This window comes from Rhodothermales bacterium (genome assembly GCA_017643395.1).
In the GTDB taxonomy this organism is placed as follows: domain Bacteria; phylum Bacteroidota; class Rhodothermia; order Rhodothermales; family UBA10348; genus JABDJZ01.
The window spans coordinates 73,522-90,125 of the sequence record JAEPNP010000004.1 but is presented as its reverse complement, the minus strand read 5'-3'; the positions used below and the strand labels follow the sequence as shown (position 1 = coordinate 90,125).

The following is a 16,604-nucleotide window of genomic DNA, read 5'->3' as shown; positions in this document are numbered from 1 at the left end:
AGCTGTTCATACCTTGCTCCATGCAGTCCACTTTGAAGACCGCCTCTGACTCCGTCGTCATCAACGGCGATCGGTTCCGCCCCTACCTGACACGCGATGTGATCGCCGACCGCGTGCGTGCGATCGCCGCACAGATAGACCGGGACCTGGATGGCACCGTGCCGATCCTGGTCGGCGTGCTGAACGGAGCGTTCATCTTCCTTGCCGACCTCATGCGTGAGCTCTCGATCGAGTGTGAGGTGGACTTCCTCAAGCTGTCCTCCTACGGTGCCGCGAAGATCTCGAGTGGCAAGGTGCACGAACTCAAGTCACTGGATGCCGATATCGAGGGGCGTCATGTCATCCTGGTGGAGGACATCGTCGATACGGGCCTTTCCATGCAGTTCCTGATGGACAAAATGCAGGAACTGAAGCCGGCTTCAGTACGCACGGCCGTGCTGCTTCACAAAGTGGATGCCACCCGCATTCCCTTGTCACTCGATTACGTCGGCTTCGAGATCGACAACCTGTTTGTCGTCGGTTACGGCCTGGACTATGCGCAGGTAGGTCGTCAGCTGGCGGACATCTACATCCTGGACGACGACTAGGGGCGTCCGGCCTCGGAAAGCGCGCGCTCCAGTCGATCGACGAATCGCACCATCTCGGCGAAGCCGTTGTAGAAGGGTGTGGGAGCGACCCGAATCACGTCGGGCTCCCGCCAGTCGCAGACAACGCCCAGCGCCCTGAGGGCGTCGAACGTGGCGCGTCCCCCGGGCACCTTGAGGGAAAGCTGTGCACCTCGGGCTTGAGGCGTGATGATCTCGACAGCCGGTGACTTGTGGACGATGAGCTCCGAGAGAAACCCCGTCAGTTTGCGGCTTTTCTCCAGGAGTGCCGGCATGCCGACCTCGTCAAACATGGCCATGGATGCCTGAAGGGGTGCAAGCGCGAGCACCGAGGGCGTGCTGACCTGCCAACCGGATGCTCCGCGGGCCGGGAGGAATCTGTCCGGCATCTGAAATCGGGACGCCGGATCGTGGCCCCACCAACCGGCCAGGCGAGGCAGGTCCGCCGTGTGATGGCGCTCGTGAACGAACAACGCCGCCGGCGCGCCCGGGCCCCCGTTCAGGTACTTGTATCCACACCAGGCTGCGAAATCCACGTCCCAGTCATGCAGGTAGAGCGGCACATTGCCCGCGGCGTGGGCCAGGTCCAGGCCCACCAGGCAGCCCGCAGCACGCGCGTGCTCAGTCACGCGCTGCATATCAAAGACCCGTCCCGTGTAATAGTTGACACCCGACAGAAGCACCAGGGCGATGCGGTCTCCGAATCTGTCCAGTGCCTCAATCAGTCCCTCGTCCGTACCGGCCTCGGCTGTCAGTACGTGCTCCGAGGGAGTCAGGCCGTGCCAGGCGGCCTGTCCTGCGGCAGCATACTGGTCGCTGGGAAACGCGTCTGGCTCCATGAGGATGGCCGTCCGCGTGCCTGCGGGGCGGTAGAACGATGCCATCAAGAGGTGCAGGTTCACCGTAAGCGTGCCGGTGACTGCGACTTCGTGGGGGCGGGCACCGACGATTCGTGCCATACTCGCCGCAACGGCGTCTTCGACCTCCATCCAGTCAGAGTCGTGCCAGGCCAGCACCGCGGCCTCGCCCCATTCCCGCAGACGGTGATCCAGGAGTGCGCGCGCGCCTCTAGGCTGGAGTCCGAGGGAGTTTCCGGCCAGGTAAATCACGTCGTCGCCCGGACGCAGGAAGCGTGCTCGCTGTCGCCAGAGTGCATCCCCGGCATCGAGTTCGTAGGCCGATTCCAGCGTAAGGTCCATCTATCGACTTCGCACCACGGGGTAGAGGATGGGACGGCTGGGAACGGCATCGGTCTCAAGGGCAGGGACCTGAAGATTGAGCAGGTACGGCCCGTCTGCCAGAGAAGCAGGAATCGCCGCGAGCTCCGTGATGGTCCGCGGCGAGTGCGTCGCCGTCCCGCTCGGCTCAACCCCCCACCAGGCCCGATGGGCCAGCAAGGCACCCCCGTCATCCTCGGGATCCACGGAGGGCGCTTCAACGATCAGATGCCGCACACCTGCCTTGAGCAGTGTGCGCATGTGGTCCGGGTCCAACGGTTGCGCGCCCGTGCGCAGGACGACGGCCTCCAGAAACCCGGACTCGGCACGGTCCAGCGCTGCGACCAGATCTCCCCGGGGCGTCACCAGGGACGCAGGCAATGGAGCCGCGGGAACGCGAACCGGGTCGGCTCGACGCGTGATATGCCCGATGCCTTCGGTGTGGGTGCCGTTGCCATGCGGTGTGAGCGTGAGTACAGCGGCATTTACCGGGCCACCCTGTGCTACGCTGCCCACGAAATCTCCGGAGCGCATCGGCTCACTTCCGGCCGGATGGGCTCCCATCCAGGTCTCCCGATCGCCCTCAAACGCGACGGGGCGCGCCAGCACGGCGGGTCGGGTCAGGTCAGCCACCCAGGCGGCGCCGTTGATGTAGAAACGGACCAGCGAAAGCGGCATCAGGCCGGCACCCTGTTGGTGCGGAAGGGGACCTCCTTCGGTCCGCATACGAAGGCCTTCTTTTCCACGTTGGCCAGCGAGGCGATGGCCTCCGAGTCGGCCGCAGCGGTCAGCTCCTGAATGCCCTCCTCCATGCGAACCCGGATGGGATGCTGTTCAGCATCGTAAGCCCTGTGGCGCAGCCAACCCGAATTGCAGTAGTAGTCGCAATCACGCTCCGAATCGACCGGTAGTCCCTGGTCCGACATCCATCGGCGGACCTGGTCGCGGTACTCCTCGAGATGGGCGGGGCGGGGCTGTCGCGGCATGACGGCCGTGCGGAAAAATCGGCGATCCAGGAAGCGGGAGGCCAGGTCTGCCAGGATGGCGTCCTGCGAGTCAGCCCATCGCTTGAGCGAGTAGAGGATGTCCGAGTCGTCCAGGGAGGCATACGCATCCCGAATCTCCGGCTCCTTGATATCGGCGGCGTTCACTGTCGTGCTGATGAACGGTCTCAGCGGCGGAGCGGCCGCGTCGAGCACATCCGGGTGGCCCTCGCAGGCGAGATCCCGGGCTCTCCGAAGCGCCGAGCGAAGGACCTGGTCGCCGGCCACCACGGTCTTGTGCAGGTATACCTGCCAGTACATCAGGCGCCGCGCGATGAGGAAACTCTCCACCGCGTACAGGCCCTTGTGCTCCACGGCAAGCATCTGCTGCGGCGTCACGCGAAGCGATTTCACGATCCGGCCGATGCCGACGCGTCCTTCCACCACGCCGGTGTAGTATGAGTCCCGCCTGAGGTAGTCCAGGCGATCCATGTCCAGTTGGCTTGATACCAGTTCATGCAGGAAGGGACGGTGGTAGTCGCCGTCGAAGATCTGCAGCGTCAGCCCCAGTCTGCCTCCGAAGCGCTCATTCAGGGACACAATGAGCTCACGGCTCATGGCTTCGTGTTCAAAGCCCTCGATGAGCACGTCCTCCAGCGTGTGGGAAAAGGGTCCGTGGCCGATGTCGTGCAGCAGCGCGGCGGCGGAGGCTGCAAAGATCTCTTCCGGGGGAATGTCAGTGCCTTTGTCGAGCAGCGTCTTCAGGGCGTCCCGCATCAGCGCCATGGCACCCAGGGCATGCCCGAAGCGAGAGTGCTCCGCGCCTGGAAATACCATGTACCCAACGCCCAACTGGCGGATGCGGCGCAGCCGCTGCACCTCCGGCGTCTGTATCAGGTCAAACAGATCGCCACGGGGCACGGAGACGAAACCGTGCACCGGATCGGAGAAAAGCGTGATTCGACTCGACAAGTTTGGCGTGGCGGACTGTTATACGGATTTTTACGCCCCGGCTCAGGCCGGCCAACGGCCGAATCCCGGACAGAAGGTAGCCCTCAGTGCCCAAACACGCCCCAACAGCCCCACTGCAAGCCAGAAAGCGCATCGGCTGTCGAGTGCAGGCCGGGGAGCCGTACAGGGCGCAGGCCTGGTACGCCCTGGAAACCCTGCTGCTGCCGCTCGACCTGAGGCCGGACGCAGACCTTGACGGCGGTATCTGGTACGGGACCGGGCAGCCGCCCGGCGATCACTACCTCCACATTCCTCTCGACCCCGATACGCCGGGTCGCATAACGTCAAATGTTCGAGGCACCGATTCGGCCGGGGCTCCGGCGTGGGTATTTGCCGGAGACCCCATCGCCAGTGCATTCTACTGGTTGGCAGGATGTGACTACCAGGCCAACCCGAGCCGCGATCGGTTTGGGCGGGTGACCGCAGCCGGCAGCTTGCTTGAGGAGCGCGGTCTCCTAAAGGAGGCGCCGGTGGATCAGCTGCGGGATTGGTTGGCCGAGCGGCTGCGGGCAATCGGTGTGCCCGTGCAGCGGCGGCGGTGGGGAACGAACAGCTGGTGCCTGGTGCCCACCACGGATGTCGACTACCTGCGCAAATGGAGGGCAGGCATCTGGTGGCGCGAGTTGGTCGAGTACCTCCTGCTCGGGAGAGGTCCAGGGCGTCAACCGGGCCGTCTGGTTCGGGGGCTGAGGGAGAGTCTGCCGGGCCAGGATCCGTTTCAGCGTGCCCTGCGACGCATGCGGCAGGAGGTTGAGGCCCGATCAGGCAGGCTCTCGGTCCTGTTCAAGACGGGAGCGACGAGCGCACACGACGTGGAGTACCGGCTCGATAGCCCATTCGCGCTCGAAGAAGTGCAGGCCCTGAAGGCCGGCGGCCACGACATCGGCTTGCACCCATCCTTTCACGCCTACAATCATCCGGCATACTTGCGCCGGGAGGTGGAGGCCTTGCGGCTGGCCGTGCAGCAGCCTCTGCGCAGTGTGCGCTCCCACTATCTTCGCTGGCAGGAGGCTACTACGGCGGCTGCTTATGCCGAAGCCGGGTTTGGGGTGGACTCCACGCTGGGCTTTCCTGACGCGGCCGGATTCAGGAACGGAACCTGTCTGCCGTTTCGGCCCTGGAATCATGTCAGGAATGAGCCTGAGCCGATTCAGGAGCTGCCCCTGGCGCTCATGGAGTCGGCCCTCTTCAACCGCCGCGGCCTGAATGCTGAGTATGCACTCCAGGCCACGGCGAAGCTCATCGATCGTGTGCGATTGCACGGCGGTGCGTGCGTGGCGCTCTGGCACAATGTGCTCTGGGACGAGATGGACTATCCCGGATGGGGGAGTCACTTTCTGGGAACGTTGGATCTGGCGATCCAGCAGGAGGCAACCATCGAATCCCTTGCCGGAGCACTGACCGTCTGGGGCTGACGGCACCGTCGCACGGGCGCCGACAGCTGGTGCTGATTGCCGCCTCGAGCACCACAAAGTGCCCGTTTGCGGACACCCCTTCTGTAACACTTCGCGGAGGCCACCCGTAGTCCACGTGCCTTGCACACCGACCCACGCACTGCGCTCCCCATGAACGAACCCATTCGCCGGCCCGCCCCGCAGGCCCTGCTCTCCCTGTTCCTGGTCACCCTGCTCGCTGGATCCACGCTGATCATTTCGGGCTGCAACGGTGACGCCGAAGGAGCCCCCACCGAGGAAGAAGAGGAAGTACCGGCGCTTCCTGTAGAGACCACCGCCGCTTCCGTAGGTGATATCTCTGCGTTCTTCTCCGGCACTGCCACCCTGACGGCCGATGACGAAACCGACGTGGTCGCCAAGAGTGGCGGCATCGTCACAGCCATCTATGTGGAAGAAGGCGGCTACGTCCGCAAGGGACAGGCGCTGGCTCAACTGGATGATGAGCGTCTGGCCATCGAGGTTGCACGCGCCGAGGCCGAGCTTAAGCGCCTGGAAGGAGAGCTGGAGCGCAACAAGCTGCTCTTCGAGCGCCAGCTGATCTCCGCCGAAGAGATCGAGCGATCGCAGTATGCCTTCGACACCCAGAAGGCCGCCTTCGATCTGGCGAAGCTGGCCCTGGAGCACACGACGGTGCGCGCCCCGATTGCTGGCGTGGTTTCCAGTCGCATGGTAAAAGTGGGCAACATGGTGCAGACCTTCTCGCCCACCTTCCGCATTACGTCGTTCAATCCGCTCCTGGCCGAAATGCACGTGCCGGAGCGCGAGCTGAACAAACTCCAGGTGGGCCAGGACGCTACGGTGCGTGTTGATGCACTGCCGGAGCAGGTATTTCAGGGCCGCATCCTGCGCATTGCCCCCGTGGTCGATGCGTCCACGGGCACATTCAAGGTCACGGTTGAGATTCGCGACCGCTCCGGCAGCCTGAAACCCGGCATGTTCGGTCGCATCGGCATTGTCTACGACACGCATGCAGAGACCGTACTGGTGCCCAAACAGGCCGTGCTCACCCAGGATGACGAGTCCGCCGTATTCGTCGTGCAGAATGACACTGCCTTCCGGCAGCTGGTGGTCCGAGGATTCGAGAATGACCGCTTTGTGGAAGTGCTCAGCGGAGTCACCGCGGGCACGGAGATCATCACCACCGGTCAGACCAACTTGCGCGACAGCTCGCGCGTCGAGGTCATTCGCTGACCTGAAGCCCAGCAGGCCATGAAGATTATTGACGTCGCCACGCGGCGAAGGGTGACCATTGCCATGTTCACGGTGGCCGTGGCCCTGTTCGGCTCGGTTTCCCTGTCCCGGCTGAATCTGAATCTGTTGCCGGATCTGTCGTATCCGACGCTGACCATTCGATCTGAGTATGAAGGCGCCGCGCCGGTCGAGATTGAAAACCTCCTGACCAAGCCGGTTGAGGAGGCCCTCGGCGTCGTCAAGAACGTCAAGGAGATGCGCAGCGTCTCCCGAACCGGTCAGTCCGATGTCGTGCTCGAATTCGAGTGGGGCACGGACATGGATATGGCGTCCATCGATGTGCGAGAGCGCCTGGACGCATTGCTGCTTCCGCTGGAGGCCACGCGGCCGGTCCTGCTTCGGTTCGATCCTTCGTTTGACCCGGTGATGCGCTACGCCCTCTACATGGAGGCTGACGTGCGACGGGCGGACGCGGGAGAGAACCCGGTTCAAACCGTGGCACTTGAGGATGCGAGCGAAGACACCGAGGACCTAAAGGTGCTTCGACGCTTCGCGGACGAGCAGCTGAAGAAAGAGCTGGAGGCTGCGCTCGGCGTGGCTGCCGTCAAGATCAGCGGCGGGCTCGAGGATGAGGTGCAGATTCTGGTGGACCAAGAGAAGCTGGCCCAGCTCGGAATCCCCATCGAACGCATCGTCCAGGTCATCCGCGCGGAGAACGTCAACCTGTCCGGGGGCAGGCTGGAGGAAGGTGTGCAGCAGTTCCTGGTGCGCACGGTCAATCAGTTTCAGACGGTTTCCCAGATCGGCGACGTCATAGTCGAGACCCGGCAGGCCCGGCCGATCTACCTGCGGGACGTGGCCGATGTGCGCATGGGCTACAAGGAGCGGGAAGCGATCACGCGAATCAACGGCCGGGAGGCCGTGGAACTCGCGGTCTACAAGGAAGGTGACGCGAACACGGTTTCCGTGGCTGATGCCGTCAAGTCACGCCTGGATCGCACCCAGAACCTGTTCCCCGAGGGGGTACGCATAGAGAACGTGTACGACCAGTCCACCTTCATCCGCAGTGCGGTGGACGATGTGGTCAATGCCGGCATTGTCGGTGGTCTGCTTGCAGTACTGGTGCTCTACCTGTTCCTGAGGAATCTCGCGGCGACCCTGATCATTTCGGTGTCCATACCGGTCTCGGTCATCGCCACATTCAACATGATGTACGGGTACGACCTGACCCTGAACATCATGTCGCTTGGCGGACTGGCGCTTGGAATCGGCCTCCTGGTAGACAACTCGATTGTCGTGCTCGAGAACATTTCGAGACACCGGGAGCGCGGCGAGCCGCCACTGGAGGCCGCCAGGAAGGGCGCGAGCGAAGTCGGTCGCGCCGTCATCGCCTCCACGCTGACCACGGTGGCCGTGTTCTTCCCGCTGGTGTTCGTGCAGGGTATTGCCGGGCAGCTGTTCCGCGATCAGGCGCTGACCGTGACCTTTTCGCTTCTGGCCTCGCTGATCGTCGCCATCACTCTCATTCCCATGCTCGCTTCGCTCGGCGGCCGGGCCGAGAAGGTGTTCGAGGTGCCGGAAAGGCCGCCGGCCAGGACCCGGTTCGGCCGGGGGGTGCGCAAGGTTCGGCACGTGCTGGTCAATCGCATTCCGTTCTACATCGCACGCGGCGCCTTCCTCGCCGGAAAGGGGATCGGCAAGGCGTCCGGCTTTGTGATGAAGCCCATTGCAGGCGGCTTCAACCGCGGCTTCGATATGATCGCCGCGCGCTACAAACCCGCGCTGGTATGGTCGCTTGACCACCGGGCCGGCGTGCTGCTGGTAGCGATCGGCATCTTCGCAGGATCCATCGCCCTGATTCCAAGCCTGGGCATCGAACTGATCCCGCAGCTCGCGCAGGACGAGTTCAATGTGGAGATGCAGCTTGCCCCGGGCACGCCCCTGACCGAGACGGACGCGGCGATGGCTCGCGTGCAGCGCGTGGCCGCAGCCGCACCCAACGTGCGCGCATCGTTCTCCGTATCGGGCAGCGGCAACCGCATGGACTCCAACCCTGAAGAGGGCGGGGAGAACTGGGGTGAGCTGCATGTGGCCCTGGCCACCGGATCCGGTGAGCTCGGCGAGGCCGAGGCGGTCAATACGATTCGCGGCGAGCTCGGTCGCATTCCGGGGCTTCAGTACAAGATTGCCCGACCGACACTCTTCAGTTTCCGTACCCCGGTCGAGCTGGAGGTCACCGGGTACGACCTCGATGACCTCAAACTGGTCTCTCAGGCGCTTGCGGGCCGGCTACGGCAATCAGACCGCTTCACCGACGTCAAATCCACCATGGAGGTGGGTCATCCGGAGGTCCAGATCCGTTTCGACCGGGAGCGGGCGGCTGCACTTGGGTTATCTGTTTCCAATGTGGCGGACCGTCTGGTCTCCAATGTGCGCGGGTCCGTGGCGACGCGCTACTCCTGGAACGATCGCAAGATCGATGTGCTGGTGCGCACCCGTGAGGAGGATCGCGCCTCGGTCGATCAGCTGCGCGACCTGATCGTAAATCCCGAGTCGGAGCGTCCTGTGACGCTGAACGCGATTGCCGACCTCGAAGTCGGCCTCGGTCCGAGTGAGATCCGCCGAGTAAGCCAGCAGCGTGTGGCCCTGGTCACCGCCAATCTGAGCTACGGCGATCTCGGCGCTGCCGCAGAGGAATTGTCTGCCGCGATGGCGTCCGTGCGCACGCCTCCCGGTACCTCGGTGCGCATTGCAGGACAGAACCAGGAGATGTCGGACAGCTTCCGTTCGCTGATTCTGGCGCTCCTGCTGGCGGTCTTCCTGGTCTATCTCGTCATGGCTTCGCAGTTTGAGAGCCTGCTGCACCCCTTCGTCATTTTCTTTTCCATCCCCCTGGCGGCTGTCGGCGCCATCCTGGCCTTGTGGGTGACCGGATCTACGGTAAGCGTGGTCGTCTTTATCGGCCTCATCCTGCTGGCCGGCATTGTGGTGAACAATGCCATCGTACTGGTGGACCTGATCAACCAGCTGCGCACGGGTGGCATGGAGAAGGTTGAGGCGATCATCGAGGCCGGTTCCCAGCGGCTCCGGCCCATTCTGATGACCACCCTGACGACCACGCTCGGCCTTGTGCCCCTGGCGATCGGTTTCGGAGAAGGCGCGGAGATCCGCGCACCGATGGCGATCACCGTGATTGGCGGTCTGGTGGTATCCACGGCCCTGACGCTGCTGGTCATTCCGACCATGTACGCGGTGCTCGACAGAACGAGGTAGCCATGAACCTGCCAGAACTCGCCATGAAGCGCCCGGTGACCACCATGATGGTCTTCGTGTGCATGGTTGTCATCGGCCTCATCTCGAGCCGATTGGTTCCGCTGGAGCTGTTTCCTGAGGTCTCGGCGCCGTTTCTGAACATCAATATTCCATACCCGGGCTCAACACCCGAGGAGGTGGAACGGGAAATCACGCGTCCGGCGGAAGAGGTCCTGGCCACGGTGCCCGGCCTGAAGCGCCTGAACTCGAACTCAGGACAGTCCGGCGCGAACATCTTCATGGAGTTCGACTGGGGCGCCGACACCGATCTGAAGGCGATCCAGGTTCGCGAACGACTGGATGCGGTCAGGGATCAATTCCCGGCCGATGTGGAGCGCATGTTCGTGCAGCGTTTCAACATGGCGGACGCTCCGATTCTGCAGCTGAGACTGTCCTCCGAACGAGACCTCTCCGGCGCGTACGAACTCCTGGATCGCAAGCTGAAGCAGGTGCTGGAGCGCGTGGAAGGCGTCTCACAGGTGGAGTTGTACGGTGTGAATCGCCGTGAAGTCCGCATCGAGCTGCTTGCCGACCGTGTAGCCGCGCACCGCGTGGATCTGCAGATGCTGCTGGGGCAACTGCAGACCGCCAACTTCTCTGTGACTGCCGGGCGGATTACGGACGGCCCGAGGCGTTATCTGATTCGTCCGCTGGGAGAGATCCGTACGGCTGATGAGGTTCGGGACCTGGTCATTCGCAGGGACGGTCTGCGACTGGGCGATGTGGCCGAGGTCACGCTGGATGATCCGGAACTGGATCACGGTCGACACCTCAACCGCCGGTACGCGGTGGGGCTCGACGTCCGCAAGGAGGCCGGTGCGAACACAGTGGCCGTATCCGATCGCATCAAGGTCGCGCTCGAGGAGGTTGGGGAAGATCCCGACATGGCCGGGATCTCCATCTATTTCATGGGCAACGCGGCCGACGGCATTACCTCTTCGCTGACGGATCTGCTCGAGTCCGGAGCCTGGGGTGGCCTTTTTGCACTCATCGTGCTCTTCTTCTTCCTCCGGCGTCTGTCCACCACGCTCGTGGTGACGCTGGCGGTGCCGATCTCCATCCTCGTGACGGTCGGCGCGCTCTACTTTCTGGGCTTCTCGCTCAATATCCTGAGCATGATGGGCCTCATGCTGGCGGTCGGCATGCTGGTGGACAACGCCGTCGTGGTGACGGAGAACATCCATCGTCATCAACGCATGGACCCGGGCAACCCGATGCAGGCCACCTTGCGCGGAGTGAAGGAAGTCGCTCTCGCCGTCACGGCGGGCACGCTGACGACGGCGATTGTCTTCCTGCCCATGATTGTGAGTCAGGCTGACGAGGTCACGCTCTTCCTCAAGCATGTGGCGGTCTCCATCAACGTGTCCTTGGTGGTATCGCTGTTGATTTCGCTGACGGTCGTGCCGCTGCTAGCGTCACGGCTGAAGCCTCCGCCGGAAACCGCCAAGGCGAGTTCCATCGACTGGCTGACCGAGCGCTATGCCACACTGCTGGATCGCCTGCTGCGCAAGCCGAAGCTCGCCGCCGCCGTGGTGGTGGGTACGCTGCTCAGTGTGGCGATCCCCGCATCGCTCGTGAACATGGACTTCTTCCCCGACAATGAAGGGGAGCGGGAAATCGAGATCATCTACAACATCCAGGGCCAGTACACGGTCGAGGAGGTGGAGAAGGTGGTCGACGAGATGGAGGAGTATCTCTTTGCCAACAAGGAGCGCTTCGAGATCAAGGATGTCTACAGCTTCTACACCGGCAACTACGCGGAGTCAGATCTGCTGCTGGATCCGGACAGCGACACGGACATCGAGGTCCTGGAAGAGCGCATCCGGGAGGGTTTCCCCAAGCTGGCGCTGGCCCGTCCGGCCTTCGACTGGTCCTCCGGCATCACGGGAGAGAATCTCCGCGTGCTGCTGCACGGAGAGTCGAGCGAAAAACTGGTCGAACTCTCGCGCGAGGTGGCGGAGATGTTTGATCGCATGGAGGGCTTCAAGGACGTGCGTTCGCAGGCCGAGATTGACGACCAGGAAATCCAGGTGGTCGTGGACCGGGACCGGGCGCGCATTCACGGGTTGAGCACGCAGGCGGTGGCCCAGACCGTATCCACGGCAATGCGTGGGCAGAACCTGCGTCGCATTCGCACGCCGGAAGGCGAAGTGGACCTGCGCATCGAGTTTCAGGACCGGGACCAGCGCTCTATGGATGACCTTCGGAATCTGCCGCTGCAGACGGCGGACCAGGAGCAGGTTCGTCTGGCGGCGCTCGCAGATTTCCAGTCCCGGAAGGCGCGACGCGGCATCAACCGCGAGAACAGGGTGACCTCCATGGGCGTGATCCTCTTCCTGGACGGCATCACGCAGGATGAGGGGTACGCGCGCATTCGTCAGACCATGGAACGCATGGAGCTGCCGCCGGGCTACGGCTGGGGGTACGGCAGTCGCTTCGACGACGAGGCGCAGAGCCAACAGATCATGCTGGTCAATCTGCTCATGGCGCTGGTCCTCATTTATCTGGTGATGGCCTCCCTGTTCGAAAGCCTGATCCACCCGGCAGCCATTTGGACGTCCATCATCTTTGCGATTGTGGGTGTGTTCTGGTTCTTCCTGGCCACCGGCACCACGTTCCAGATTATGGCCTGGATCGGCATTCTGGTACTGATCGGGGTGGTTGTCAACAACGGCATCGTGCTGATAGATCACATCAACCACCTGCGGTCCGAGGGCCTGGAGCGTCACGAGGCCATTGTGCAGGCCGGCCGGGACCGCATGCGGCCCATCATCATGACGGCAGCGACTACGGTGCTCGGCCTGGTCCCTTTGTGCCTGGGCACCACCCAGATCGGAGGTGACGGTCCGCCGTACTTCCCGATGGCCCGGGCCATTGTGGGTGGGCTGACATTCTCGACGCTCGTCACGCTGGTCATCCTGCCGGCGATCTATGTCTTCCTGGACGATGTGCGTCGCTGGGGCGTGCGGACGGCGCGGGAAGCACGGGTCCAGCAGGGCGGCATCCGCTGAACCGGCCGGGCGTATATGCGCCCGTGTCACGCAAGACGATCATCACGGACGATGTCCAGGAGGCCGCCGCAATCATCCGCGGCGGTGGCCTTGTGGCCTTTCCCACGGAAACCGTGTTCGGCCTTGGAGCCGATGCGACGCAGGCGCAGGCTGTCGATGCGGTCTTTGCCGCGAAGGGTCGTCCTGCCGACAACCCGTTGATTGTGCATCTGTCTGATGCGGCGGACCTGGCCTCGGTGTCTCGCAGTCATTCCGCCTCTGCATCCCGGCTATTGGAAGTCTTTGCCCCAGGGCCTCTTACGGTGGTGGTGCCGGCCGATGAGCGGCTGGCTCCGGGTGTAACGGCGGGTCTGGGCACGGTGGGCGTGCGCATCCCGGCTCACCCGACTGCGCTGGCTCTCATTCGTGCGGCCCAGGTGCCGGTGGCCGCACCGTCCGCCAACCGGTCGGGTCGTCCGAGCGCGACGACGTGGCAGGCCGCCGCCGAAGAACTGCACGGGCGGGTGGACGCCGTTTTGCGTGGGGAGCGATCCGGTGTGGGTATTGAGTCTACGGTGGTGGACTGCGTCGTGGATCCTCCTGCGATCCTTCGAGCCGGGGGCATCAGCCTGGAGTCTCTGCGTTCGGTCATCGCAGGTGTCCAGGCGCGCGGGGATCGCGAACAGGCCAGCCCGGGCACACGGCATCCCCACTACGCGCCACGTGCGCGTGTACGGATCGTCGAGGGTGCGCGCCCCGATGCGAGCGCGGCCTGGGTAGGTATGGTGACTCCCCCGACTGGCTACGCCATGCAGCTCGTCGTCGAGTCCGAGCGGCAGTACGCCCACGAGCTATATGACTTCTTCCGGCAGGTGGACGCGGCAGGCCTCGCCGAAGTGCACTGTCAGCTTCCTCCCGAGGGCGGGTTGGGCACGGCACTTCGGGACCGGATACGTCGGGCCGCCGAGGCCGCGGGTTGAGTTGCGCCGCTGAGGCCGCGGGCTGACTCGGGCCGCGGAGGCCGCCGGCTGTTTTGGCCCGGCACGGACGGCGCCGCTGTGCAAAAGCGCTTCCAGGTCCCTTCACGCCTCAGGATGAAGGGTCCGTGCATTCGGGCAAACATTCGGATCGCCCTGTTACATCCCGGATTTCGGAGCGTATCACAGGCATGTGATCTACATAAAGCGGGTGCGCTCCCGGGGAGGGAAGTGCGCCCGATTTCTTTTACATATAACGAGTGAGGACATCATGCACGCCGCATCACAGCGCGAGCGCATGCAGACTGGTCCCGAGCAGCTGGCGTATGTCGGCACCACCATCGTGGTGCTGACCGCCCTCGCCGCTCTGGTTGGCTAGGCGCTCTTCAGATAGATAGATCAACCGCTGGCTCCCTTCGTGGGGTCAGCGGTTTTTCTTTTTTGGTGCCTCGCCCAAAGGCCTCACAGTCGCACCGCAAGCACCGCTCCGCCCGGCCCCGCGCTCAGCCGGATCCGCCCACGGTGCAGTCGCGTCAGTGCGCTGGCGGTCGCAAAGCCGATGGCGCTGCCGGCCAGGACGTCGGAGAACCAGTGCACACCAATGGCCATCCGGGAGAATGCGGTGGCCGCCGCCGCACCGTACAGCACCACCGCCGGCACACCACCATAATACCTGGCGAATGGCGTCAGCGCCGCGAATGCAGTGGTCGCATGGCCGGAGGGAAATGATCGGTGGCCCGAAAACGGGGCGAACCGCCGCGATCCGTCACCCTCGTAGGGCCGCGAGCGCCCAAAGGCGGCCTTGAACGAGTTGGTGACCAGGTTGGCAACGATCACCGCTTCCAATCCGGTGAAAGAGGCGTCCTGGAGGCGTGTATCATTTTGCATCAGGGACCCCAGAAACAGGACGGCCAGCGCGGGTCGCATGGCACGTGCATGCCCGAGTTCCTGCGCGACGCGCAGCACCGGACTGCCGTCCCAACGCCGGGCGGGTCCGGCAAACTGATCGTCGAATCGTGCGGACACCCCGACAATCGCTGCCGCTCCGGTCACCGCAATCACCGTCCGCGTTGACACGCTGCCGGTCAGCGCTCGCACATCCTCGACCGGCCAGACCACAAATCGAAACGGATCGTTGGGCGCCTGACCGCGGGCCTGGCCGGCAACCTGAAGCAGCAGTATGAGCGGCAGAACGAGACGCACGCCGATATATTAGCCCCGTGCGAGGAAAGGTCATGCATTCCGGCGTATTTGCTCTTGATCCCGGTCCCGCCGTGCTGGTGCACGGAGGTGCCTGGGACATTCCCGCCGATGAAACCACGGCCCACCTGCAGGGCATGGAAGCTGCGCTGCAGGAGGCTCGCCGCGTTGTGGAAGAGGCGGGCGATGCCCTCTCTGCTGCCGTCGCGGCCGTCAGTCACATGGAGGCTTGCGGCGTGTTTGATGCGGGAGCGGGGTCCGTCCTGACACGAAACGGCCTCGTCCAGATGGATGCGGGGGTGATGACGGGAGAGGATCTCGCATTTGGAGCGGTGGCTGCGGTGTCCCGGTTGCGGCATCCGATCCGCGCGGCTGCGCTATTGCGCGACGCCGGACACGGTCAGGTGAGACTCATGACGGGCTCATTTGCCGAGACCTTCCTGTCAGCCCACGGAGCCGAAGTGTGCGACCCGGAGTCGCTGGTTCACCCGCGCGAACGAGAGCGCTGGGACCGCCTTCGGGAGGAGGCGGGTTTCCACACTTCACACGCCTTCCAGACGCCCATGCCTCGTGGCACGGTGGGTTGTGTGGTTCGGGACCACCAGGGCCGCCTGGCTGCCGCGACGTCCACGGGCGGCACGCCGTTCCGCCCGGAGGGCCGGGTTGGGGATTCTCCGCTTCCGGGTAGCGGGTACTACGCCGATCACTCGGCTGCCGCCAGCGGCACGGGGTGGGGTGAGGCCATCGCCGCGGCAGGCCTGTGCGGGAGGGCCGTGGAGCAGGTCGCGCGCGGCGCAGCTCCGGAGGCCGCCGTCCTGGACGAGTTGACGCGGCTGAGGGACCGGATTCGCAATCCCCAGGGTGATCACGCCACCGCAGGAATCATTTTGCTGACCGCGGAGGGAGACGGGGCCTGGGCATACAATACGCCGCGCATGGCCCGTGCAGGCTGGTCTCCGGGATCCGGGGCCTGGAGCAAGCTGGAGTTTCGTTCAAAGACCGACTGAGAGGGCAATCAGCCACTGGCCGGCGAAATAGGTGGTCAGTATCACCGTACGAGCCGCGCCGAAGGCCCCTACGAACCGGTCGAACGCCAACGCCGCATCGCTCAGCACAAACAGGGCTGCACCCGCCGCCGCGAACCAGGCGGAAGCACCACCAACGGTCATGGCCACTCCGAATGCAAGCGAGGCCATGGCGGCGAGCGCGATCGTGTACAGCGCGACCGGAAAGCGCACGCCCTTGGTGTGCGGCCACAGCAGACGCAGCACAAACAGGGAGGCTACCGTGTACGGCAGGAACGGCAGCACAGGAATCAGCTCCAGTCGGGAGACGAACGCGGCTCCGTACGCGACGTGCGTGATCAGAAACGCAGCCAGCCCCGCGAGAAAGCGATCCTTCGGGAGCATCAGGAGCACATCGCCCAGAAGAGCCCCCGCGAGACCAACGAGAATCGCCTTCTGATACATCGTGGAGACCGGCGGCCAGCTGAAGTAGGCAATCAGGCCGATGGCGAGCAGCGTCAGCGGTTTTGCCGCGTAGACCACGGCATCGTATTCGATCCGGTACGCACGCAGGAGAACGACCAGGCTCATGAGGGCCAGAATCGAAAGCAGAGGGACGGTCATTCGGGTTGTAGCAGGCGGGGGGTCGGGATAAATTAG

At 64.0% G+C, this 16,604-nt stretch carries 12 protein-coding genes; 7 read left to right on the top strand and 5 right to left on the bottom strand.

From position 1 onward, the window contains the following. Nucleotides 1-20 precede the first annotated feature (20 nt). On the top strand, nucleotides 21-587 hold the full coding sequence (gene hpt / locus JJ896_13040) for a hypoxanthine phosphoribosyltransferase (GenBank protein ID MBO6780572.1): 567 nt from the start codon (nucleotides 21-23) through the stop codon (nucleotides 585-587). Here hpt and kynU read toward each other — a convergent pair. From kynU to JJ896_13025, 3 genes are read right to left on the bottom strand one after another with little or no spacing between them, the layout of a single operon-like run. Then, the gene (kynU, locus tag JJ896_13035; GenBank protein MBO6780571.1) at nucleotides 584-1,804 is read right to left on the bottom strand and encodes a kynureninase; all 1,221 of its coding nucleotides are present in this window, start codon (nucleotides 1,802-1,804) and stop codon (nucleotides 584-586) included. The genes hpt and kynU overlap by 4 nt on opposite strands. Further along, on the bottom strand, nucleotides 1,805-2,500 hold the full coding sequence (locus JJ896_13030) for a cyclase family protein (GenBank protein MBO6780570.1): 696 nt from the start codon (nucleotides 2,498-2,500) through the stop codon (nucleotides 1,805-1,807). Then, nucleotides 2,500-3,777: an HD domain-containing protein gene (locus JJ896_13025; protein ID MBO6780569.1), complete on the bottom strand. Its 1,278-nt coding sequence runs from the start codon at nucleotides 3,775-3,777 to the stop codon at nucleotides 2,500-2,502. The genes JJ896_13030 and JJ896_13025 overlap by 1 nt, the downstream gene beginning before the upstream one ends. Nucleotides 3,778-3,863: 86 nt before the next feature. Between JJ896_13025 and JJ896_13020 the strand changes: the two genes are divergently transcribed. The 5 genes from JJ896_13020 (at nucleotide 3,864) to JJ896_13000 (ending at nucleotide 13,743) form a co-directional block, all read left to right on the top strand. Further along, the gene (locus JJ896_13020) at nucleotides 3,864-5,231 is read left to right on the top strand and encodes a polysaccharide deacetylase family protein (protein ID MBO6780568.1); all 1,368 of its coding nucleotides are present in this window, start codon (nucleotides 3,864-3,866) and stop codon (nucleotides 5,229-5,231) included. Between the two features lie 150 nt (nucleotides 5,232-5,381). Beyond that, nucleotides 5,382-6,461, top strand: coding sequence for an efflux RND transporter periplasmic adaptor subunit (locus JJ896_13015; GenBank protein ID MBO6780567.1), 1,080 nt, complete (start codon nucleotides 5,382-5,384; stop codon nucleotides 6,459-6,461). A gap of 18 nt (nucleotides 6,462-6,479) precedes the next feature. Beyond that, nucleotides 6,480-9,734, top strand: coding sequence for an efflux RND transporter permease subunit (locus JJ896_13010; protein ID MBO6780566.1), 3,255 nt, complete (start codon nucleotides 6,480-6,482; stop codon nucleotides 9,732-9,734). Between the two features lie 2 nt (nucleotides 9,735-9,736). Continuing rightward, nucleotides 9,737-12,784 (top strand): efflux RND transporter permease subunit, encoded by a 3,048-nt coding sequence (locus tag JJ896_13005; GenBank protein MBO6780565.1) that lies wholly within the window; start codon nucleotides 9,737-9,739, stop codon nucleotides 12,782-12,784. Nucleotides 12,785-12,807: 23 nt separating this feature from the next. After that, nucleotides 12,808-13,743: a threonylcarbamoyl-AMP synthase gene (locus JJ896_13000; GenBank protein MBO6780564.1), complete on the top strand. Its 936-nt coding sequence runs from the start codon at nucleotides 12,808-12,810 to the stop codon at nucleotides 13,741-13,743. Nucleotides 13,744-14,202: 459 nt separating this feature from the next. Here the strand turns inward: JJ896_13000 and JJ896_12995 are convergent, their stop codons facing one another. Further along, nucleotides 14,203-14,943, bottom strand: a complete 741-nt coding sequence (locus tag JJ896_12995) for a phosphatase PAP2 family protein (GenBank protein MBO6780563.1) — start codon at nucleotides 14,941-14,943, stop codon at nucleotides 14,203-14,205. 32 nt (nucleotides 14,944-14,975) lie between these two features. Between JJ896_12995 and JJ896_12990 the strand changes: the two genes are divergently transcribed. Further along, complete coding sequence (locus JJ896_12990; protein MBO6780562.1) at nucleotides 14,976-15,947, top strand: isoaspartyl peptidase/L-asparaginase; 972 nt, start codon at nucleotides 14,976-14,978, stop codon at nucleotides 15,945-15,947. Here JJ896_12990 and JJ896_12985 read toward each other — a convergent pair. After that, nucleotides 15,933-16,568: a lysoplasmalogenase gene (locus JJ896_12985; GenBank protein MBO6780561.1), complete on the bottom strand. Its 636-nt coding sequence runs from the start codon at nucleotides 16,566-16,568 to the stop codon at nucleotides 15,933-15,935. The two genes, JJ896_12990 and JJ896_12985, sit on opposite strands and share 15 nt — an antisense overlap. Between the last annotated feature and the right edge of the window lie 36 nt (nucleotides 16,569-16,604).

What these genes read in the sequence shown, in the direction of transcription:
- hpt (MBO6780572.1), top strand. Translation starts at nt 21, where the DNA reads ATGCAGTCCACTTTGAAGACCGCCTCTGACTCCGTCGTCATCAACGGC.
- kynU (MBO6780571.1), bottom strand. Translation starts at nt 1,804, where the DNA reads ATGGACCTTACGCTGGAATCGGCCTACGAACTCGATGCCGGGGATGCA.
- JJ896_13030 (MBO6780570.1), bottom strand. Translation starts at nt 2,500, where the DNA reads ATGCCGCTTTCGCTGGTCCGTTTCTACATCAACGGCGCCGCCTGGGTG.
- JJ896_13015 (MBO6780567.1), top strand. Translation starts at nt 5,382, where the DNA reads ATGAACGAACCCATTCGCCGGCCCGCCCCGCAGGCCCTGCTCTCCCTG.
- JJ896_13010 (MBO6780566.1), top strand. Translation starts at nt 6,480, where the DNA reads ATGAAGATTATTGACGTCGCCACGCGGCGAAGGGTGACCATTGCCATG.
- JJ896_13005 (MBO6780565.1), top strand. Translation starts at nt 9,737, where the DNA reads ATGAACCTGCCAGAACTCGCCATGAAGCGCCCGGTGACCACCATGATG.
- JJ896_12990 (MBO6780562.1), top strand. Translation starts at nt 14,976, where the DNA reads ATGCATTCCGGCGTATTTGCTCTTGATCCCGGTCCCGCCGTGCTGGTG.
- JJ896_12985 (MBO6780561.1), bottom strand. Translation starts at nt 16,568, where the DNA reads ATGACCGTCCCTCTGCTTTCGATTCTGGCCCTCATGAGCCTGGTCGTT.